At 70.3% G+C, this 20,723-nt stretch carries 16 protein-coding genes and 1 pseudogene; 1 reads left to right on the plus strand and 16 read right to left on the minus strand.

Going from position 1 to position 20,723, the window contains the following annotated elements; genetic code table 11:
- Positions 1-853 (plus strand): annotated as a pseudogene (locus tag AC08OO_RS15470) (hypothetical protein); the annotation flags it as partial.
- Between the two features lie 129 nt (positions 854-982).
- Here AC08OO_RS15470 and AC08OO_RS15475 read toward each other — a convergent pair.
- From AC08OO_RS15475 to AC08OO_RS15550, 16 genes are all read right to left on the minus strand, one after another.
- Positions 983-1,999: a polyprenyl synthetase family protein gene (locus AC08OO_RS15475; protein WP_476610914.1), complete on the minus strand. Its 1,017-nt coding sequence runs from the start codon at positions 1,997-1,999 to the stop codon at positions 983-985.
- Positions 2,000-2,006: 7 nt separating this feature from the next.
- Positions 2,007-3,542, minus strand: a complete 1,536-nt coding sequence (gene nuoN, locus AC08OO_RS15480; protein WP_476610919.1) for an NADH-quinone oxidoreductase subunit NuoN — start codon at positions 3,540-3,542, stop codon at positions 2,007-2,009.
- Positions 3,543-3,583: 41 nt separating this feature from the next.
- Positions 3,584-5,254, minus strand: a complete 1,671-nt coding sequence (locus AC08OO_RS15485; RefSeq protein ID WP_476610915.1) for an NADH-quinone oxidoreductase subunit M — start codon at positions 5,252-5,254, stop codon at positions 3,584-3,586.
- A 1-nt stretch (position 5,255) separates the two neighbouring features.
- Positions 5,256-7,241 (minus strand): NADH-quinone oxidoreductase subunit L, encoded by a 1,986-nt coding sequence (nuoL, locus tag AC08OO_RS15490; RefSeq protein ID WP_476610916.1) that lies wholly within the window; start codon positions 7,239-7,241, stop codon positions 5,256-5,258.
- 190 nt (positions 7,242-7,431) lie between these two features.
- Entirely contained in the window at positions 7,432-7,731 is a 300-nt protein-coding gene (nuoK, locus tag AC08OO_RS15495; RefSeq protein ID WP_011435008.1) for an NADH-quinone oxidoreductase subunit NuoK, read from the minus strand.
- Positions 7,728-8,531: an NADH-quinone oxidoreductase subunit J gene (locus AC08OO_RS15500; RefSeq protein WP_476606899.1), complete on the minus strand. Its 804-nt coding sequence runs from the start codon at positions 8,529-8,531 to the stop codon at positions 7,728-7,730. Before AC08OO_RS15500 ends, nuoK begins: the two co-directional genes overlap by 4 nt.
- Positions 8,528-9,181: an NADH-quinone oxidoreductase subunit NuoI gene (nuoI, locus tag AC08OO_RS15505; protein ID WP_476610917.1), complete on the minus strand. Its 654-nt coding sequence runs from the start codon at positions 9,179-9,181 to the stop codon at positions 8,528-8,530. The genes AC08OO_RS15500 and nuoI overlap by 4 nt, the downstream gene beginning before the upstream one ends.
- Before the next feature lie 3 nt (positions 9,182-9,184).
- Positions 9,185-10,534, minus strand: coding sequence for an NADH-quinone oxidoreductase subunit NuoH (gene nuoH / locus AC08OO_RS15510; protein ID WP_011435005.1), 1,350 nt, complete (start codon positions 10,532-10,534; stop codon positions 9,185-9,187).
- Entirely contained in the window at positions 10,531-13,038 is a 2,508-nt protein-coding gene (locus AC08OO_RS15515) for an NADH-quinone oxidoreductase subunit G (protein ID WP_476610918.1), read from the minus strand. The genes nuoH and AC08OO_RS15515 overlap by 4 nt, the downstream gene beginning before the upstream one ends.
- 5 nt (positions 13,039-13,043) lie before the next feature.
- Positions 13,044-14,375, minus strand: coding sequence for an NADH-quinone oxidoreductase subunit NuoF (gene nuoF, locus AC08OO_RS15520; protein WP_476610920.1), 1,332 nt, complete (start codon positions 14,373-14,375; stop codon positions 13,044-13,046).
- A gap of 2 nt (positions 14,376-14,377) precedes the next feature.
- Positions 14,378-15,193, minus strand: coding sequence for an NADH-quinone oxidoreductase subunit NuoE (gene nuoE / locus AC08OO_RS15525; protein ID WP_476618688.1), 816 nt, complete (start codon positions 15,191-15,193; stop codon positions 14,378-14,380).
- Entirely contained in the window at positions 15,193-16,695 is a 1,503-nt protein-coding gene (locus AC08OO_RS15530) for an NADH-quinone oxidoreductase subunit D (protein WP_476611593.1), read from the minus strand. Before AC08OO_RS15530 ends, nuoE begins: the two co-directional genes overlap by 1 nt.
- Positions 16,696-16,783: 88 nt before the next feature.
- Positions 16,784-17,494, minus strand: a complete 711-nt coding sequence (locus AC08OO_RS15535) for an NADH-quinone oxidoreductase subunit C (RefSeq protein WP_476611592.1) — start codon at positions 17,492-17,494, stop codon at positions 16,784-16,786.
- A gap of 3 nt (positions 17,495-17,497) precedes the next feature.
- On the minus strand, positions 17,498-18,313 hold the full coding sequence (locus tag AC08OO_RS15540; protein WP_476611591.1) for a NuoB/complex I 20 kDa subunit family protein: 816 nt from the start codon (positions 18,311-18,313) through the stop codon (positions 17,498-17,500).
- Positions 18,304-18,666, minus strand: coding sequence for an NADH-quinone oxidoreductase subunit A (locus AC08OO_RS15545; RefSeq protein WP_011434998.1), 363 nt, complete (start codon positions 18,664-18,666; stop codon positions 18,304-18,306). The genes AC08OO_RS15540 and AC08OO_RS15545 overlap by 10 nt, the downstream gene beginning before the upstream one ends.
- A 118-nt stretch (positions 18,667-18,784) precedes the next feature.
- The gene (locus AC08OO_RS15550; RefSeq protein ID WP_011434997.1) at positions 18,785-20,089 is read right to left on the minus strand and encodes a geranylgeranyl reductase family protein; all 1,305 of its coding nucleotides are present in this window, start codon (positions 20,087-20,089) and stop codon (positions 18,785-18,787) included.
- Between the last annotated feature and the right edge of the window lie 634 nt (positions 20,090-20,723).

The following is a 20,723-nucleotide window of genomic DNA, read 5'->3' on the forward strand; positions in this document are numbered from 1 at the left end:
CGCCCTCGGCACCCTCTATGATCCCTTCCACGTTCCCGGGCCCGCCGCCCCCGCCGCGAGCCACCGGCCCGCCGACGTCCATCCGACGAACCCGCCCGCCGGGAGCCCCGGCCGGATGCCCGGCGCGCACCGGGCACCAGCCGATAGGCGAAGCAGCGGGCGGGTGCGGCTCGCCGCGGCGGGAACCGCCTCGCTCGCCGGGCTGTCCGCGCTGGTCGCCGGCGTAGCCCTGGGCGGCGATCCGACGGGCGCCACGACCGGCCCGAACGCCGGCGAGGCGCCTCGGGTCCAGTACACGGGTGGGGCCGCCTTCGGTTCCTCCCAGACGCAGGCCTCCCGCGACCGTCCGCAGGCCGCCTTGCCCACTCCGTCCCAGGCGCTGCTGGCGCCGAGCACGAGCCAGGCCGGCCTGGGCGCCCACCCTGGTAGTCCGTCCGGGCGGTCAGGTTCCTCCCACGCCACCGGCGAGGCCTACCTGGGCCCCGGCACCTCGCCGATCCCAATCGTGCCACTGACGCCGCGGGACGAGCTCAGCTCACCCAGCACGAGCCCCACCGACCTGCGTACCATCGCGCCCAGCCCGACGGAGAGCGCCGGCACGGCCACGACATCGCCGTCGCCGATCGACTCGTGGCCGTGGGGCGACCCGACCCCCTCGACGAGCCCGACGCCGACTTCGGCCGGTGGCTCCCTGCCGTTCCATCCAATGCCGATCGACGTCACTCCGCTGCTCGGGACATTTTTCGATACGCAGACCGGTGCCACGAAGGGCCACGCCGACCCAGCCGGAACCACATACACCTGTACGCAGTCCGCAACCACCGCCACGGCGGCGGTCGCGTCGGGACACTGACCCAGGACGACCTGGCGACCTGGCGACCTGGCGACCTGGCGACCTGGCGACCTGGCGACCTGGCGACCTGGCCGGATCTCACCAGATCCGGCCAGGTCGCCGGATTTCCGGGCGCTCCCCGCGCCACGCTCAGCCGGTGCGGTCAACCACGAAGTCCGCGAGGGACTCCAAGGCGGTCTTCGCCGGATTGTCCGGCAACGACGCGAGGCATTCCCGCGCCCGGCTCGACCAGGAGATAAGTTCCGCCCGGGCCCGGGCCATGCCCACGTGGCCGCGTAGCAGATCGAGAGCCTCGCCCACCCGGTCCTCCGTGTTCCCGTCGCCGGGGGCAAATCCGGTGGTGATGAGCTCCCGGAGCCGTCCCGCCGCCCGGTCGTCGGTCTGCAGCGCGTAGAGCACCGGCAGGGTCGGGATTCCCTCCCGCAGATCCGTGCCGGGCGTCTTGCCGGAGTCCACCGGGTCCGAGACAACGTCGATGATGTCGTCGGACAGCTGGAAAGCCACCCCGAAAAGCTCCCCGAAGGTCGCGAGGGTGTCGACGGTGATCGGGTCGGCGCCCGCCAGCATGGCACCGAGCCGACCCGAGGTCGCGATCAGCGAGGCGGTCTTGTCCGTGATGACCCGCAGATAGTGCTCGACCGGGTCCTGCCCGGGCGCCGGGCCCACGGTCTCCCGGATCTGCCCCTCGCACAGGGTCGCGATCGTCCGGGCGAGGATGCGGGTCGCCTCCGGGCCGAGGTCCGCCGTGATGTCGGAAGCGCGGGCGAACAGGTAGTCCCCGGTGAGGATGGCGACCGTGTTCGTCCACCGCGTGTTCGCGGAGGCCGCTCCCCGCCGCCGCGGCGCCTCGTCCATCACGTCGTCGTGGTACAGCGTCGACAGATGGGTGAGTTCGATCGCCACCGCCGCCGGCACCACGCCGACGGCCTCGGGATCGGCGAACTGCGCCGCCAGCAGCACGACGATCGGACGGAAACGTTTCCCCCCCGCGTCGACAAGATGGCGGGAGGTCTCGGTCACGAAGGCGGATTCGCTGCGCACCGACTCGCGCAGCAGATCCTCCACCCGGGCGAGACCCACCCGCACGGCCTTTTCCAGATCAGGATCGGTCCTGATCCCCACGACGTCCAGCCCGATAGCGCTCATACCACCGTCAGCGTACGAAGCCGGACGTCGCGGCGGTCGTCGCGAGGTCCAGGAGTGGCTGTGGCGCTACTCCCAGTAGAAGAGTAGCCACGGTACCGATGGCGACCGCGACGAAGGTCAGCGTCGGGCGGGTCACCACCACCGGCCCCTCGGCAAGCGGCTCGGAGAAGAACATCAGCACGATGACCCGCACGTAGAAGAAGGCGGCGATGGCGCTGCACACCAGTGCAACGACTACCAGCGGGGTGGCGTCCCCGGCGATCGCGGCCTGGAACACCGCGAACTTCCCGGTGAACCCGCTCGTCAGCGGGATCCCCGCGAGCGCGAGCAGCAGGAACGAGAACGTCCCGGCCAGCAGGGGCGAGGTCCTGCCGAGCCCCCGCCACTGGGACAGGTCGCCGGCCTCGCCGTCGCCGGTACGGACCAGGGAGACCACGGCGAAGGCGGCGATCGTCGTGAAACCGTAGGTCACCAGGTAGAACATCGAGCCGCGCAGGCCGTCGGTGTTGGTGCCGGCGAGGCCCACCAGCAGGAACCCGGCGTGCGCGATCGCCGAGTAGGCCAGCATACGCTTGATGTCGCGCTGGGTCAGGGCGAGCACCGCGCCGACCACCATGGTGAGGATGGCGATCGTCCACAGGATTGGTCGCCAGTCCCAGCGCAGCCCTCCGAAGGCTACGTAGAAGACCCGCAACAGGGCACCGAACGCGGCGACCTTCGTCCCCGCCGCCATGAACGCGGTAACCGGCGTCGGCGAGCCCTGGTAGACGTCCGGCGTCCAGGAGTGGAACGGCACGGCGCCGATCTTGAAGAACAGCCCCACCGCCAGCAGCGCGAGCGACAGATAGAGGTAGGTGTCGTTCGCACCGGCGTTGCTGACCGCGTCCGCGACCGCCCCGAGCTCCACGCTGCCGGCAAATCCGTAGGCGAACGCGACGCCGTAGAGGAAGAAGGCCGAGGAGAACGCCCCGAGCAGGAAGTACTTCATCGCCGCTTCCTGCGACAGCAGCCGGCGGCGCCGGGCGAGCCCGGCCAGCAGGTACAGCGGCAACGAGAGGATCTCCAGCGCCACGAACATCACCAGCAGATTGTTCGAGGCGACGAAGAGCATCATCCCGGTGACCGAGAAGACCATCAGCGGATACGCCTCGGTCTGCACGTCTGCCGAGGTCTGCTGCGCCGTCGATCCCTTCGAGCCCGGGGTGATCGCGGCCGAGGCCACGATCGCCCCGCCGGACGAGTCAAGCTGGCGTTCGGCCACCAGCAGCACCGACAGCAGGGCGAAGACCAGGATCGTGCCCTGCATGAACAGGGTCGGCGCGTCGATCGCCAGCGCACCGGAGGCGAGGATGGCCTGCCGGCCGTGCAGCACCGCCACGGCCACGAGCGCGGCGACGAAGCCCGCACCCGCCAGGATCGGTTGGAAGGTCCGCCGGGCCCGCTTCGTGGCGAAGGCGTCGACGAGCACCCCGACGAGCGCGACCCCGAACACGATCAGGATCGGGCTGAGCGAGGAGTACTCGATCGACGGCGGTGTGATCATCGGGTTCGATCCCTGCGCCAGGAGAAGGTCGGGTGTGGCGCTCACGAGTGGCCTCCGGACTCCGCGGCCACCGAGTGCGTCGGAGCCGGGTCAGACTTGCCGATATCGGCGTAGGTCGCCGTCACCGTCGGCGTGATGATGTCGAGCAGCGGCTTGGGGTAGACCCCGAGCGCGACGATGAGCGCGACCATCGGGGCGACGACGAGCTTCTCGCGCAGGCTGAGGTCGACCAGGACCTTGTTCTCCTCGTGCACCACCGGTCCGGTCATCGTCCGCTGGTAGAGGTACAGGATGTAGATCGCGGCCAGCACGATGCCGGTGGTCGCGACGATCGCCAGCGGCCTGTTCCGGGTGAACGTCCCCACCAGCACCAGGAACTCGCTGACGAAGCTGTTCGTTCCAGGCAACGCCAACGACGACAGTCCGGCGACGAGGAACACCCCGGCAAGCACCGGCGTCACCCTGGCCAGGCCGCCGTAAGCACCGACGTCACGAGTGCCGCGGCGCGCCACCAGGAAGCCCACGACCATGAAAAGCAGGCCGGTGGACAGGCCGTGGTTGACCATGTAAAGCACCGCGCCGCTGCCCGCCTGGGAGGTGAAGGCGAAGGTGCCCAGCGCGATGAAGCCGAAGTGGGCCAGCGAGGTGTAGGCGACCAGCCGTTTCATGTCCCGCTGCCCGATGGCGAGCAGGGCGCCGTAGAAGATGCCGATCACCGCCAGACCGAGCACCAGCGGGGCGAAGTAGTCGGCCGCGTCGGGGAACAGCGGGATGCAGTACCGGATCAGTCCGAACGTGCCCACCTTGTCCAGTACCCCGACCAGCAGCACCGCGCCGCCGGTGGGCGACTGCGCGCCGGCGTCGGGCAGCCAGGTGTGGAACGGGAACAGGGGGGCCTTGATGGCGAACGCCAGGAAGAAGCCGAGGAACAGCAGCTTCTGCACCCCGGGGGTGATGTCCATCTGCCGCAGGGTGGCGAAGTCGAAGGTTCCGCTGCCGAGGTTGTCGGCGGAGACGACGTACAGTCCGATCACGGCAGCGAGCATCAGCAGGCCGCCAAAGAGGCTGTAGAGCAGGAACTTGACCGCCGCGTAGGAGCGCTGGGCCTGCTCCCGGACCGGGCCGTAGCTCCCGATGAGAAAGTACATCGGGATGAGCATCGCCTCGAAGAAGACGTAGAACAGGAAGACGTCGGTGGCGGCGAACACGCCGATCATCCCGGCCTCCAGCGCCAGCAGCAGCGCGAAGAACGCCGGGACCGACCGCCTGCTCCGCGTCCCGGCTCCGGGCCCGGCGCCGTCCGCCCCGACGCCGTCCGCCCCGACGCCGTCCGCCCCGACGGCGGCCGCGCCGGTCGGGTCCGCCGCGCCGGTCGTCCCCCCATCCGCGCCTGCCTCGTCCCAGGACGCCAGGACCACGACCGGCACCAGCAGCGCGGCAAGCAGGATCAGCACCAGCGAGATGCCGTCGGCCCCCACCGAGTAGGAGATGCCGAAGGTTTTGATCCAGTCGTAGGACTGGGCGAACTGGAAGCCGGCCTTGTCCGGGTTGTAGGCCGCGGTCGCAAGGACCGCGAGCACCAGGACCGCCAGCGAGAGCCCGAGGGTGAGCTGCTTGGCGAGGGTCGACAGCCGGCGGGGCAGAGCGGCGACAACCACCGCACCCGCGGCCGGGACGATCAGCATGATCGTCAACCAGGGGACTGTGTGCATGTCAGCCCGCCCTCACCAGCAGCAGCGCGCCGACCACGAGGACGGCACCTCCCAACATCGACAGAGCGTAGGACCGGACGAAGCCGGTCTGGAGGCGGCGCATCCGCCCCGACAGGCCGCCGATGGCGGCGGCGCTGCCCCGCACGAGCCCGTCGACGCCGACGAGGTCCAGCCAGACCAGGAAACGGGTCAGGTACTGGCCGGGCCGCATCGCGACGGTCTCGTTGAAGGTGTTCGCGAACAGGTCGTGACGGGCGGCGACGGTGGCCAGGGTGACCTCGGAGTCCGGCGGGGCCGTCGCCTCGACCGGGCGCAGCTGGTAGCGCACATAGGCCCCGGCAAAGCCGCCGGCGGTGACCACCAGCGTGAGCAGGGTGAGGACGAGCGGCGAGAAGGTGTGGACACCCTCGACCCCCGCCCCGGCGACCGGTTCGAGCCAGTCCTGCAGCGAATGGCCGAGGACGAACAGGCCACCGGCGAGGAGCGAGCCGACGGCCAGCATGATCATCGGACCGGTCATCGACCCCGGGGACTCGTGCGGATGCCGAGCGTGCTCGCCCTCCGTCGTCCAGCGCGGCCTGCCGTGGAAGGTCATCAGAAACAGGCGGGACATGTAGAAGGCGGTGATGCCCGCGCCCAGCAGCGCGATCGAGCCGAGCAGGTATCCCGACGTCCCGCCCTTGTCGAAGGCGGTCTCGATGATCCGGTCCTTGGTGAAGAAGCCGGAGAACCCGGGGAACCCGATGATCGCCAGGTAGCCGACACCAAAGGTCACCCAGGTGATCTTCATATGCCGCCAGAGCCCGCCGTAGTGACGCAGGTCCTGGTCGTCATTCATCGCGTGGATCACCGAGCCGGATCCGAGGAACAGACCGGCCTTGAAGAAGCCGTGGGCGAGCAGGTGCATGATGCCGATCGCGTAGCCGGCCGGTCCCAGCCCCACCGCGAGGAACATGTACCCGATCTGGCTGACTGTCGAGTAGGCCAGCACCTTCTTGATGTCATCGTAGGCACAACCGATGACGCAGCCGATCAGGATCGTGACCGCCCCGACGATCACCACGACGGTACGGGCGGCCTGCGTCTCGTTGAAGATCGGCCCGGCCCGCACGATGAGATAGACCCCGGCGGTGACCATGGTCGCCGCGTGGATGAGCGCGGAGATCGGGGTCGGGCCCTCCATGGCGTCCGGCAGCCAGGCCTGCAACGGGAACTGGCCGGACTTGCCGCACGCAGCGAGCAGGAGCAGCAGCGCGATCGCGGTGATCGTGCCGTAACCGATGACGCCCGCGGCGGCCGAGCCGAACACGTCGGCGTAGCTCGTCGACCCGACGGTGGCGAACATGAACATGATCGCGAGCGCCAGCCCGACGTCCCCGACCCGGTTCATGTAGAAGGCCTTGTTCGCCGCGGTGGCGGCGGCCGGCTTGTACTCCCAGAACTTGATGAGCAGGAAGGACGACAGCCCGACCAGCTCCCAGCCGGCGTAGAGCGACAGGAAGTTGTCGCCCAGGACGAGCAGCAGCATCGACGCCAGGAAGAGGTTCATGTAGGCGAAGAACTTCCGCCGGGCCGGGTCATGCGCCATGTAGCCGATCGAGTAGATGTGGATCAGCGTCCCGACCCCGGTGATCAGCAGCACGAAGACGACCGAGAGCTGGTCGACCAGCAGACCGACGTCCACCCGGAAACCGTTGACCGGAATCCAGGAGTACAGCTGCTGGGACAGCGCCCGATCGTCACCGGGGCGGTCGAGCAGGCCGGCGAACAGCACCAGACCGATCACGAAGCTGGCGGCGGAGGTCAGTGTGCCGAGCAGATGCCCGAACCCGTCGGTCCGCCGGCCGCCGAGCAACAGCACCGCGGCTCCGGCCAACGGAAGCGCGATGAGCAGCCAGGTCAGCGAGAAGACCCCCGACGCGGCCGCATAATGGATCTTGCTGCCGCCATGTTCGGCGGCAGCGAGCAGAAGCGGGTCAGCGTTCATCGCGACTCCGCCGCGGATGCCATTGGCGATAATGCGTCACTGCAGTGTCGTCCGTTCTTCCGTGGCCGACGGCCGGTCGCAGCCGCGTTCCGGCGGCGGGGGCGGACCGGGGAGTCCACCCGACCCGGTCCGCGGTGGGAGTGCTGGTCAAGATCTGGTGCTCGCGCTCGTACTCGTGCTTGGCTGGGATCTAGTACTTCAGCAGGTTCACGTCATCCACCGACGCCGAGCGACGGGTTCGGAAGATGCTGAGGATGATGGCCAGGCCGATGACGACCTCGGCCGCGGCGACGACCATGACGAAGAAGGCCATGATCTGCCCGTCGAGGGTCCCGTGAATGCGGGAGAACGTGACCAGGGTCAGGTTCACGGCGTTGAGCATGAGCTCCACCGACATGAACACGACGATCGCGTTGCGCCGGACGAGGACCCCGACCGTGCCGATGGTGAACAGTAGCGCGGAGAGGATCAGATAGTTCGCGGGGTTCATCGACCGTCCCCCTTACCGGCGCCGACGGGCGCCGAGCCGTCCGCGTCCCGGGAGATGCCGCCGCCCGGCTCGTCGGGCGTCCCGGGGACGCCCCCGATGCCCGAGGCGCGCCCGCCGCCCGGCAACAGCCCTGGCGTGTCGGCGGAGTCATGCCGGGCGAAGACGCCCGGCCCGGGCAACGGGGTGACCTGACGGCCCTCGGTGAAGCGCCGCCGCATCCACTCCCGCTGGCTGATCCGGCCGCCTTCACGTTCCCGGTGGCCGAGGACCATCGTGCCGATCGCGGCGACGACGAGCAGCGCCGAGATCGCCTCGAAGACGAAGACGTAGTCGGTGAACAGCAGACGACCGATCGCCTGGACGTTGCCGCCGGTGTTCGCCTCGGACAGGCCCTTGGCGCTCCCGCCGTCGATCGCCGAACCGATCGGGAAGGCCAGCAGGCCCGCGAAGCCGAGGCCGAAGACGATCGCGCCGAGGCGCTGACCACGGATGGTCTCCACCAGCGAGTCGGACGAGTCGACCCCGACGAGCATCAGCACGAACAGGAACAACACCATGATCGCGCCCGCGTAGACGATGATCTGCACAAACCCGAGGAACGGTGCCTCCTGGATCAGGTAGAACACCGCGACGCAGAACAGGTTGGCCACCAGCAGCAACGCCGAGTGCACGGCGCTGCGGACCATCACCATGCCGAGTGCGGCCAGCACCGCGACCGGGGAGAGAATCCAGAAGGTCGCGGCCTCACCGGTGGAGGTGCTGGTGATGTCCCCCGCCGCGGCGAGGATCTCGTGGTTCATCGTGGTCGCTCCGAACCGGCGCCGTGGGCGGGAACCTCATCCGCCCGGGAGTGCTCGCCCGCCGTCCGCCGGGCGATGACGTCAGCTGCCTCCAGCTCCCCGGCCTGCCCCGAGGCCTGCTCTTGCCCCGAGACCTGCCAGGGCAGCGGGGCTTCGGGGTCGCGAGTGTAGTAGTCGGTCTCGCTGGAGCCGAGCCGCATCGGATGCGGCGGCGCCTCCATACCCTCGCGCAGCGGAGCGAGCAGCTGTTCCTTGGTGAAGATCAGATCCTGTCGGCTGTCGTCGGCGAGCTCGTAGTCGTTGGACATCGTCAGCGCCCGGGTGGGGCAGGCCTCGATGCACAGCCCGCACAGGATGCACCGCAAGTAGTTGATCTGGTAGACGCGGCCGTACCGCTCGCCCGGGGAGTACCGCTCGGCCTCGGTGTTGTCCGCGCCCTCGACATAGATCGCATCGGCCGGGCACGCCCAGGCGCACAGCTCGCACCCGACACACTTCTCCAGGCCGTCGGGATGCCGGTTGAGCTGGTGACGGCCGTGGAAACGCGGAGCGGTCTCCTTTTTCTCCTCCGGGTACTGCTCGGTCGTCGGCTTCTTGAACATCGTCCCGAAGGTGACGCCGAACCCCTTGTACGGGTCGAGGATCCCCATGACTCAACGCTCCTGACGCGGACCGGGGTCCGCGGGGATGACAGTGGACGACCCGTTGGCCGAGGCACCGGCGGACACCGCCGGACGACCCCGTCCGGCGGCCTGCGGTGGGGGGGGCCACGGGATGCGGTCGAGGCTCGGCGCCTCGGCCAGCTTGCGCTGCTCGGCCTCCTCCAGCTCCCGTTGGTGCCTCGCGCCGCCGGGATCGATGAGCGCGACGATCAGCAGGATGCCGACGACCACGCCGAACCCGACGAGCCAGGGCGTGCGGTCGTCCACGTGCTTCTGGTAGACGCGGAAGGTCGCGACGGCCAGCACCCAGACCAGACCGACCGGGATGAGCACCTTCCAGCCGAAGCTCATGAACTGGTCGTACCGCAGCCGCGGCAGCGTCCCGCGCAGCCAGATGAAGAAGAACAGGAACGCCAGCAGCTTGAGGACGAACCAGATCAGCGGAACCCAGCCGGAGTTCAGACCGGACAGGCCGGGGATGGGCGGAGGCTGCCAGCCCCCGAGGAACAAGGTCGTCGCGATCGCCGAGACGGTAACCATGTTGATGTACTCGGCCAGGAAGAAGAACGCGAACTTGATGGAGCTGTACTCGGTGTGGAACCCGCCGACCAGTTCGCCCTCGGCCTCGGGAAGGTCGAAGGGGGTCCGGTTCGTCTCGCCGACCATCGAGATGCAGTACAGGACGAACGACGGCACCAGCACGATGTACCAGCGACCCGACTGGCCCGCCACGATGCCGGAGGTCGACAGCGTGCCGGCGTAGATGAACACCGCGACGAACGCGAGCCCCATCGCGACCTCGTAGGAGATGATCTGCGCGGCCGAACGCAGCGAGCCGAGCAGCGGGTAGGTGGACCCGCTCGACCAGCCCGACAGGATGAGCCCGTAGACGCCGAGGGAGGCGGCCGCCAGCAGGTAGAGCACGCTCACCGGCAGGTCCGCCAGTTGCAGCGTGGTCCGCTCCCCGAAGATCGAGACCTCCGGGCCGAAGGGGATCACCGCGAAGGCGAGGAACGCCGGCACCGCGGAGACGATCGGCGCCAGGATGAAGATCGGCTTGTCGGCGAGTACCGGGATGAGGTCTTCCTTGAGCATCAGCTTGGCGCCGTCGGCGAGGCTCTGCAGCCAGCCCCTCGGGCCGTGGCGGTTCGGGCCGACCCGCTGCTGCATCTTCGCGACGACCTTGCGCTCGAACACGATCGCGAACAGCGTCATCAGCAGCAGGAAGGCGAACACCGCCACGGCCTTGAGCAGGATCAGCCAGAACGGGTCGTCGGCGAACGCGTGCAGGTCCGGATCCGCGGCCGCGGCCCAGACGAGCGTGGACGGGGTGGCGCTCATGCGCGGCCTCCGGGAGTGTCGTCCCCGGCGGGGGTACCGTCCTCGGCAGGGGGATCGTCCTCGGCGGGGCCCACCCGGACGAGGACCCCGGCGTCCCCGGCGAGCGCCCGGCGCACGTGCGAGCCCGGCGAGTGGGTCGGCACCCAGACCACCCGGTCGGGCATCGCCGTGACCTCGACGGGCAGGGTGATCGAGCCGCGGGAGGCCGTGATGGTCACCCGCCCCCCGGCCACGGCGCCGATCTCGGCGGCGGTCGCGGCGGACAGGCGGGCCACCGCCGGGCGCGCGGTGCCCGCCAGGTAGGGCTCGTCGGCCTGCAGAGCGCCGTCGTCGACGAGCTGGTGCCAGGTCGCGAGCACCGCCTCACCCACCCCCGCGACGGGCGGCTCGGCGATCGGCTCCGACGGGGCGGGCACCCGGCTCACGCCGTCGCCGGCCCGACCCAGGGCGCGCAGCTCGCGGGCGGCCGCGCCGGCGTCGGGCAGGCCGAGGTCGAGGCCCATCTCGGCGGCAAGCAGGTGCAACACCCGGACGTCTGGCAGGGCCGGGGTGTCCAGGGCCCGCTGGAACGGTCGCAGCCGGCCCTCCCAGTCGACGAACGAGCCGGCCTTCTCCGCCACCGGGGCGATGGGCAGCACCACGTCCGCGACCTCGGCGATCGACGACCGGCGCAGCTCGATCGAGACGCAGAACGGCATCCGGGCGAGCGTCGCGAGCGCACTCGCCGGATTCGGCAGGTCCTCCGCGTCGACGCCGGCGACGATCATCCCGTCGAGCCGCCCGGCCGCGGCGGCAGCCAGCATGCCGTCGGTGTCGCGGCCGGGCGCGCCGGGCAGCGGACCCCCCCAGACCTCCTCGACCTCGGCGCGCCCGGCGGCATCCGTGACCGGGCGACCGCCGGGCAGCAGCGAGGGAAGCAGCCCGGCCGAGACCGCGCCGCGGTCACCGGCCCGCCGCGGAACCCAGGCGAGCGAGGCACCGGTCGCCTCGGCCAGCCGGACGGCCGCGGACAGGGCCCCGGGGAACTCCGCGGCCCGCTCGCCCACCAGGATCACCGCCCCCGGCGCCCGCAGGGCCTGCGTGGTCGGTGCTTCCGGCCCGCCCCGGTCGGGGGCGGCGAGCGCGTCGAGGACGGCCGCCTCCCCGCCCGGCCGCGTCGGCACGAGGGTGCCGGCGAGCTTGGTCAGCCCCCGGCTCGCCAGGGGGGCGAGCGCGTGCACGGCCGCGCCGTGCTTGTCCACGGCCTTACGCAGCCGCAGGAAGACGATGGGCGACTCCTCCTCCGGTTCGAAGGCCACCAGGAGCACGGCCGGGGCCGCCTCGAGATCGGCGTAGGTGACGCCGATGCCGGTACCGGCGACGGCATACCCAAGGAACTGCTCCTCCTCGGCGGAGTGCGGCCGAGCCCGGAAGTCCACGTCGTTGCTGGCCAGCGCCACCCGGGTGAACTTCGCGTAGGCGTAGGCGTCCTCGCGGGTCAGCCGCCCGCCGGTGAGCACCCCGACCCCGCGCCGGTCCCGGCACTCGGCCAGCCCCCGCGCGGCGTACTTGAGCGCCTCGCTCCAGGAGGCCGGGACGAGCTGCCCGGTGTCGTCGTCGCGGATCAGCGGGGTGGTGAGCCGATCGGCCGCGCGCGCGTAGGTGAAGGCGAACCGGCCCTTGTCGCAGTTCCACTCCTCGTTCACCGCCGGGTCGTCGCCGGCGAGGCGACGGGTCACCCTGCCCCGGCGGTGGTCGGTGCGCAGGGAGCAGCCCGACGCGCAGTGCTCGCACGCCGTGGGCGTGGAGACCAGGTCGAAGGGCCGGGCCCGGAAGCGGTAGGCGGCGCTGGTCAACGCCCCCACCGGGCAGATCTGCACGGTATTGCCGGAGAAGTAGGAGGAGAACGGCTGCCCGTCGCTCACCGCGACCTGCTCGGCGGCGCCCCGCTCGAACAGCTCGATGAACGGGTCCCCGGCGATCTGGGCGGAGAACCGGGTGCAGCGGGCACACAGCACGCAGCGCTCCCGGTCCAGCAGGATCTCGGTGGAGATCGCCAGCGGCTTCGGGTACACCCGCTTGGTCTCCTTGAACCGGGAGACCGCGCCGCCGTTCGCCATCGACTGGTTCTGCAGCGGGCACTCGCCGCCCTTGTCGCAGATCGGACAGTCGAGCGGATGGTTGAGGAGCAGGAACTCAAGCGTGCCGGCCTGGGCCTTGCGGGCGACCGGCGAGGTCAGCTGGGTCTTCACGACCATGTCGGCGGCCACCGTCGTGGTGCAGGAGGCGACCGGCTTGCGCTGGCCCTCCACCTCGACGATGCACTGCCGGCAGGCTCCGACGGGGTCGAGGAGCGGATGGTCGCAGAACCGCGGGATCTCGATGCCGAGCAGCTCGGCCGCGCGGATGATGAGGGTGCCCTTGGGCACGCTCACCGACAGCCCGTCGATGGTGAGGGTGATGAGGTCGGGTGCGGCCGGCTGGGCCGGCTCGGAGGCGCGAGGCCTGGATGGGGCGACGGTCATGATGGTCAGTGCGCTCCCGCGTAGGCACCCGGGGCGGACGCGGGCGAGCCGTCGCCGGCCGTGGCGTCTCCCGGGGTGGGGTTCGGCTTCGTGGTCACCGCACTCACCGGGATGAACTCGTCCCGGAAGTACTTGATCCCCGAGACGATCGGGGAGGTGGCCCCGTCGGCCAGCGCGCAGAATGCCCGGCCGAAGATGTTGTCGCAGGCGTCGACGAGGGTGTCCACGTCCTCGGCGTCGCCTTGGCCCCGTTCCATCCGGGACAGGATCTGCACCATCCAGCTGGTGCCCTCGCGGCACGGAGTGCACTTGCCGCACGACTCGTGCGCGTAGAACTGGGTGAGCCGGCGGACGACCTTGAGCATGTCGACCGTGTCATCCATGATCATGAGTGCGGCCGTACCAAGCAGCGACCCGGCCTCCTGCATGCCCTCGAAGTCGAGCGGCGCGTCGAGGTGCTCGGCGGTCAGCATCGGGGTGGACGACCCGCCCGGGGTCCACGCCTTGAGCCCGCGACCGCCCCGCACGCCGCCGGCCAGGTCGAGCAGCTCCCGCAGCGTGGTGCCCATCGGGGCCTCGTACTGGCCGGGCCGGGTCACGTGCCCGGACAGGCTGTAGATCTTCGGCCCGGGCGAGCGCTCCCGGCCCATTGACCGGAACCAGTCCACGCCGTAGTTCACGATGTACGGCACCGACGCGATCGTCTCGACGTTGTTGACCACCGTCGGGGAGGCGTACAGGCCGTGCGTCGCGGGGAACGGCGGGCGCAGCCGCGGCTGGCCGCGACGGCCCTCCAGGGAGTCGAGCAGGGCTGTCTCCTCCCCGCAGATGTAGGCGCCCGCGCCGGAGTGCACGACGAGGTCGAGGTCGAAGCCGCTGCCGAGGATGTCCCGGCCGAGGTAGCCGGCCCGATAAGCCTCGGCCACGGCGGCCTGCAGCCGACGGGCCGCGTGGATCAGTTCGCCGCGCAGATAGACGAACGCCCGGCTGGCCCGCACCGCGTAGGCCGCGATGATGATCCCCTCGATGAGCGAGTGCGGGTCCGCCATCATCAGCGGCGCGTCCTTGCAGGTGCCCGGCTCCCCCTCGTCGGCGTTGATGACGAGGTAGTGCGGCCTGCCGTCGCCCTGCGGGATGAAGCCCCACTTCATCCCGGTGGGGAAGCCGGCGCCGCCGCGCCCCCGCAGCCCGGAGTCCTTTACCAGCTTGATGAGGTCGTCCGGGGCCATCGCGAAGGCGGTGCGCAGCGCGGTGTAGCCGTCGAGGCGGGTGTAGGTCTCGATCGTCCACGACTCCGGCGTGTTCCAGCGCCGGGTGAGGACCGGGGTGACGGGCATTGTCAGCTCCCCTTCCGTTCCGAGGAGGCCGGGGTCGTCGGCGCTGGAACCACCGCGGGCGGCGTCCCGGCGGGCGGTGGGGCAGCAGGCGGTGGGGCAGCAGGCGGTGGGGCGGGCCGCGGCGGCGCCGCGGCGGCCACCACGCCGTGGGTGACCAGCGGCGCGGGCGCCTGCTCGGCGCTCCAGCCGGCAGCCTCGGCCACGAGGAGACCCACGACCGACGGCTCGCCGACCCCCGGGCCCGCGACGCCCTCCGGTCTCGGATCGCCGAACCCGGCGAGCTGGCGGGAGACCTCGGCGAACGAGCACAGCGGACCGCCGCGGGTCGGCGCCGGCCGCCGCCCCGCTCGCAGGTCCTCGACGATCGCCTGGGCGGAGTCGGGGTCGACCTGGTCGTAGAACTCGTAGTTCACCGTCATGACCGGTGCGTAGTCGCAGGCCGCGAGGCACTCGGCGTGCTCGAGGGTGATCGACCCGTCCGGCGTCGTCTCGTCATGGCCGACCCCGAGGAGCTTCGAGACCCGCTCGTAGACGTCCTCGCCACCGAGCAGCGCGCACGACAGGTTCGTGCAGACCGAGACGAGGTAGTCCCCGACCGGATGCCGCTTGTACATCGTGTAGAAGGTCGCCACCGCGCCGACCTCGGCCCGGGTGATGCCCAGCACGTCCGCGCAGAACGCGACGCCCTGCGCGGTCACGCACCCCTGCTCGGCCTGTACCAGGTGCAGCAGCGGGAGCAGGGCCGAACGGGATCGGCCGGCTGGGTACCTGGCGATGATCTCCTGCGCGGCCGCATGGGTCTCCGGCGAGAACGCCATCAACGATCAACTCCCCCGAGCACCGGGTCGACTGAGGCGACCCCGACGATCACGTCCGCCACCTGGCCGCCCTCGGTCAGCGCCGGGACGGCCTGCAGGTTGACGAAGCTTGGATCCCGCACGTGGACGCGGAAGGGTCTCGTGCCGCCGTCGCTGACCACGTGGTAGCCGAGCTCGCCGCGCGGCGACTCGATCTGGGTGTAGACCTGACCGGCCGGGACGCGGAATCCCTCGGTCACCAGCTTGAAGTGATGGATCAGGGCCTCCATCGAGGTCCCCATGATCTTCCGGATGTACGCGAGTGAGTTGCCCGTCCCGTCGGACCCGACAGAAAGCTGGGACGGCCAGGCGATCTTCTTGTCGGCGACCATGACCGGGCCGGGACGCAGCCGGTCCAGGCACTGCTCAACGATCTTGAGTGACTCGCCCATCTCCTCCAGCCGCACCAGGTAGCGGGCGAAGGAGTCGCCCTCCAGCGCGGTCGGCACGTCGAACTCGTAGGTTTCGTAGCCGCAGTAGGGCATGGTCTTGCGCAGGTCCCACGGCAGGCCCGCGGCGCGCAGCACCGGGCCCGTGGTCCCCAGCGCGATGCAGCCGGCCGCGTCGAGAACGTTGACGTCGACCATCCGGGCCTTCCAGACCGGCTGGCCGGTGAGCAGCGCGTGATACTCCCTGATCCGCTTCGGCATGTCGGCGAGGAACGCCCGGATGGCCCGCTCGGCGCCGTCGGGGAGATCCTGGGCGAGGCCCCCGGGCCGGATGTAGGCGTGGTTCATCCGCAGCCCGGTGATGAGCTCGAGCAGGTCGAGGACCTTCTCCCGCTCCCGGAAACCGAAGATCATGGCGGTGGTGGCGCCGAGCTCCATGCCGCCGGTCGCGAGCCACACCAGGTGCGAGGCGATCCGCTGGAGCTCCATCACCATCACCCGGATCACCGTGGCCCGCTCGGGTACCTGCTCGGTGATGCCCAGCAGCCTCTCCACCGACAGGCAGTAGGCCGCCTCGTTGAACAGCGGCGAGAGGTAGTCCGCCCGGGTGAGGAAGGTGACCGCCTGAGTCCAGGTGCGGTACTCACAGCTCTTCTCGATGCCGGTGTGCAGGTAGCCGATGACGAGGCGGGTCTCGGTGACCGTCTCGCCCTCGATCTCCAGGACCAGGCGGAGCACCCCGTGGGTCGACGGGTGCTGCGGCCCCATGTTGACGACGATCCGCTCGTTCTCCTCCTCGCCGACGCCGAGGATCTGCTCCCAGTCGCTGCCGGTGACGGTGTAGACCCGCCCGTTCGCCGACTCGGTGAAGCCGGCCTCGTAGGCCGGATGCTCCCCGGGTCCGCCGACAGTCCCGGTTGGGCCCCCGACGCCGTTCGCGCCGTCGGGAGCCCCGGTGCCGCTGGGAGCCCCGGTGCCGCTGGGAGCCCCGGTGCCGCTGGGAGCCCCGGTGCCGCTGGGAGCCCCGGTGGTCAGATCGTCCGTGGTGGAGGAAGTCGACGTGTTGGTCGTCATAGCGAACCTCGGATGTCGCCTCGTGGGATGTCGCCTCGTGGGATATCGCCTTGGCGGTGCCGCCGGCCGGCCGGGGCCGGACGCGGGGTCACGAGTAGCTCCGGCGCTCGTCCGGCGGCGGGATCGTGGCACCCTTGTAGTCGACGGGGATGCCCCCCAGCGGGTAGTCCTTGCGCTGCGGGTGCCCGATCCAGTCGTCCGGCATCATGATCCGGGTCAGGCCCGGATGACCCGTGTAGACGATGCCGAACATGTCGTAGGTCTCGCGCTCGTGCCAGTCCGCGGTGGGCCACACCGAGGTCAGGCTCGGCACGGTGGGATCGGCATCGGTGACGGACACCTCGACCCGGACCCGGCGACGGTGCGTCATCGAGGTCAGGTGGGCCACCGAGTGCAGGCGACGGCCGGTGACGTCGTCCGGGTAGTCCACGCCGGACAGCGAGGACAGCAGCTCGAACCGCAGGTCGGGGTCGTCGCGCAGGGTCTGCCCGACGGCGACGAGGCTCTCCCGGCGCACGTGGACGGTCAGCTCCCCGCGGTCCACCACCACCCGTTCGACGGCGTCGCCGAGCTGGGGGAAGGCACGTTCGAGCGCGTCGTAGACGGCGTCGGCGTCGGCGTCACCGAACGGGCGGGCGGTGGAGCTCAGGACCGGAACGGGCGTCACGAGCCCGCCGAACCCGGAGGTGTCACCGCTGTCACCGGCGCCGAACGCGTCACGGCGCTGCCCACCCGGGCCGCCGGGCACGCCGGCGGCGCCCGGTACCAGGTCGGCGGAGGCTGTGCTCTCGTCGCTCACTGCCTAGATCCCCCGATCCGGACCGTCGACATCGCCGATGCTCTCGGTGGTCGGACCGGGCCCGTGCGCCCGGGCCTCGTCACTCGGCTTGGGGTCGACCGGTATCCGCTTGGCGCGCCCGAACACCGACGGCGGCGCGAGGGCCGCGGGGCGGCGAGTGTCCAGGGCGGGTTCGACCGCCCCGCTACCCGTCGGCGCCGGCGCCCCGGCCGGGATCGAGAAGCGCTTGCGGTCGTTCACCGAGAGGGTCCGGGTGTCGAACGCGCCCTCCGGCAGACCGGCCCGGGCCGTGGCCACCTCGATGGGTTTCGGATACGGCGAGGAGCCGATCTTCGTGTGCTCGATCCGGCCAGAGATCGGACCGGCGAGGATCTTCTCGTGCAGCTTGATGATGGCATCCATGAGCATCTCCGGCCGCGGTGGGCAGCCGGGGAGGTACATGTCGACCGGGACGATGTGGTCCACGCCCTGCACGATCGCGTAGTTGTTGAACATGCCGCCGCTGCTGGCGCAGACACCCATCGACAGCACCCACTTGGGCTCGGGCATCTGGTCGTAGATCTGCCGCAGCACCGGCGCCATCTTCTGACTCACCCGGCCGGCAACGATCATGAGATCGGCCTGACGCGGGCTGGCCCGGAAGACCTCCATGCCGAATCGGGACAGGTCGTAGCGGCCGGCTCCCGTCGACATCATCTCGATCGCGCAGCAGGCCAACCCGAAGGTCGCCGGCCACAGCGACGAGCGCCGTGACCAGTTGGCGAGCTTCTCGACGCTGGCGAGAAGCACACCGCCCGGCAGCTTCTCCTCTAGTCCCATTCCAGACCTCCACGCCGCCACTCGTAGGCGTACGCGACGAAAATGGTCGCCATGAACAACGCCATCGCGCCGAGACCGAATACCGCCAGACTGTCGAAGGCGACCGCCCAGGGGAAGAGGAAGATAATCTCGATGTCGAAGACGATGAAAAGCATCGCGGTGTTGTAGTACTTCACCGGGAAACGCTGCGGTCCGGCCGGGGCCGGGGAGGGTTCGATCCCGCACTCGTATGCGTCGATCTTCGCACGGTTGAACCGGCGCGGGCCGATCAGCGCACCGGCCGCGACCGAACCGACCGCGAACAGGGCCGCGATCACGAGCAGAACGAGGATCGGCACATAGTTCGAGAGCATGCCGAACTCCTCTCCTTCGAGAGTTTGTTACCGGACGTTGGGGTGAAACGGCTCGCCGGTGAACGGACCGCGAACGGTCCGGACTCGGTCCGCGGAACCAGTGGCCATTTCGGACACGTCAGGCCGCGGGAGCGAGCCGGGTCATCGCGTTGATCAGCCGGTCCATCGCATCCCCTCCCCGGGGGTCGGTGAGATTTGCCATGATCTTGAGAACGAAACGCATGAGGACCGGTCTCGGCAACCCGTAGCGGGTACCGAACGCCATAATCGTCGGATTGCCGATGAGCTGGACGAAGAACCGGCCCAGGGTGTAATAGCCCCCGTACCGGGCCCGCATGAGTTCCGGGTACTGGCCGAGTGCCCGCTCCCGCGCCGGACCATCCGGGCGGGCGAGGGCCTGCACGGCGATCTCGGCGGCGTACCGACCGGATTCGAGCGCGTAGGCGATGCCCTCGCCGTTGAAGGGATTCACCATCCCGCCCGCGTCACCGACCAGCAGCACGCCGTCGCGGTAATGGGGGGTCCGGTTGAAGCCCATCGGCAGGGCGCTGCCACGCACCGGGCCGATGGCGTTGTCCTCGGTGTATCCCCACTCCGGCGGCAATGCGGCGAGCCAGCGGCGCAACAGGTCCCGGTAGTCGGTGTTCTGGAAGGCGTCCGTGGTGTTCAGCAGGCCGAGGCCCACGTTGCTCGTGCCGTTACCGACCCCGAAGATCCAACCGTAGCCGGGCAGCAGCCGGCTCTCGCGCGGCCTGCCCTCCCACAGTTCCAGATGGGACTCGAGGAAGTCGTCGTGCGTGCGGGGGCTGCGGTAGTAGCGGCGGACCGCGACCCCGAGCGGCCGGTCCTCCCGGCGGCGGATACCGAGGGCGAGCGCGATGCGGGCGCTGTTACCGTCCGCCGCGACGACCAATGGCGCCCGGAACGTCACAGGTGCCCGGTCAGTGCCGGTCCTGGCGTGCACGCCGACGACCCGTCCGGTGCGCTCGTCGAGCAGCGGACCGGTCACGGCGGTCCCCTCGTGCAGCCGGGCACCAACCTTCACCGCGTGGCGGGCCAGCAGGTCGTCGAAGTCAAGCCGCGGACGGACCAGGCCGTAGTCGGGCCAGCTCGCCAGCTCCGGCCAGGGCAACTCCAGGCGGACGCCGCCGCCAATGATGCGAAGCCCCCGGTTACGGGCCCATCCGGCCACGGGCGAGGTGTCGACACCCATGTCCACGAGGCTGCGGACGGCCCGCGGGGTCAGCCCGTCGCCACAGACCTTCTCGCGGGGGAAGGTCGTCTTCTCCAGCAGGAGCACGTCGAGCCCGGCGCTGGCGAGATGGTAGGCGGCCGAGGAGCCACCCGGACCCGCGCCGACCACGATGACGTCGGCGTCGGCCTTCGACCGGCCGGCCGCACCATCAGCCCTTGTCGTCGCCATGGTCACGAATTGCTCCGGATCTGCTAGGCCACTCGTCCCGGGGGCACCCCACCGGGGGCCCTCCACCTGTGTGCTCGTGAAATTCTTCACGAGCGTTCCCGGCGAGTGTAGGCCTTGCACAGGTCAATCGCACCAACCAGGATGCGGCGAAGAACGGACGGGTTGATTTCGTACACCCTATCGCTACCGTGAGCGATAGTTCGCGGCACCGGACGCCCGCCGCCGGGGCTCGGCGGCCGATCGCCATCGTGAGCGGCGGGTACAGTCTTCACCCGATCAGCCTGGATCAGCCCGGATCAGGCCAGCTCACCCGCCTGGTGCCGGTCCGCAACACTCGCCCGGAGCGTGAAGCGCAACGGAGAAACCACGAAGCCGGGCCCCACCGCCCACCGGTGGCCCATATTCGCCCCCGAGGTGGGATCAGCGCCCGTGCGGGGTAGTCCCTCCACAGGTCACCCGAAACGCGGTGGCTCGTCCGCGGTCACCGCCGGTGTCCCGACGACACGGACGCACCATCACCCGAACACCGTCACCCGAACATCATCACCCGAACACCGTCACCCAAAGCAGCACGGACTGGGAACGAGAGAACGCGATGACCACCGCAGAGACCGTCGTCATCCCCACCCCCGAC

This window comes from Frankia sp. CeCAU1 (assembly GCF_977971845.1).

Excerpts from the sequence above, each read along its gene's own strand:
- AC08OO_RS15475 (WP_476610914.1), bottom strand. The coding sequence starts at position 1,999 with ATGAGCGCTATCGGGCTGGACGTCGTGGGGATCAGGACCGATCCTGAT.
- nuoN (WP_476610919.1), bottom strand. The coding sequence starts at position 3,542 with ATGATCACACCGCCGTCGATCGAGTACTCCTCGCTCAGCCCGATCCTG.
- AC08OO_RS15485 (WP_476610915.1), bottom strand. The coding sequence starts at position 5,254 with ATGCACACAGTCCCCTGGTTGACGATCATGCTGATCGTCCCGGCCGCG.
- nuoL (WP_476610916.1), bottom strand. The coding sequence starts at position 7,241 with ATGAACGCTGACCCGCTTCTGCTCGCTGCCGCCGAACATGGCGGCAGC.
- nuoK (WP_011435008.1), bottom strand. The coding sequence starts at position 7,731 with ATGAACCCCGCGAACTATCTGATCCTCTCCGCGCTACTGTTCACCATC.
- AC08OO_RS15500 (WP_476606899.1), bottom strand. The coding sequence starts at position 8,531 with ATGAACCACGAGATCCTCGCCGCGGCGGGGGACATCACCAGCACCTCC.
- nuoI (WP_476610917.1), bottom strand. The coding sequence starts at position 9,181 with ATGGGGATCCTCGACCCGTACAAGGGGTTCGGCGTCACCTTCGGGACG.
- nuoH (WP_011435005.1), bottom strand. The coding sequence starts at position 10,534 with ATGAGCGCCACCCCGTCCACGCTCGTCTGGGCCGCGGCCGCGGATCCG.
- AC08OO_RS15515 (WP_476610918.1), bottom strand. The coding sequence starts at position 13,038 with ATGACCGTCGCCCCATCCAGGCCTCGCGCCTCCGAGCCGGCCCAGCCG.
- nuoF (WP_476610920.1), bottom strand. The coding sequence starts at position 14,375 with ATGCCCGTCACCCCGGTCCTCACCCGGCGCTGGAACACGCCGGAGTCG.
- nuoE (WP_476618688.1), bottom strand. The coding sequence starts at position 15,193 with ATGGCGTTCTCGCCGGAGACCCATGCGGCCGCGCAGGAGATCATCGCC.
- AC08OO_RS15530 (WP_476611593.1), bottom strand. The coding sequence starts at position 16,695 with ATGACGACCAACACGTCGACTTCCTCCACCACGGACGATCTGACCACC.
- AC08OO_RS15540 (WP_476611591.1), bottom strand. The coding sequence starts at position 18,313 with ATGGGACTAGAGGAGAAGCTGCCGGGCGGTGTGCTTCTCGCCAGCGTC.
- AC08OO_RS15545 (WP_011434998.1), bottom strand. The coding sequence starts at position 18,666 with ATGCTCTCGAACTATGTGCCGATCCTCGTTCTGCTCGTGATCGCGGCC.
- AC08OO_RS15550 (WP_011434997.1), bottom strand. The coding sequence starts at position 20,089 with ATGGCGACGACAAGGGCTGATGGTGCGGCCGGCCGGTCGAAGGCCGAC.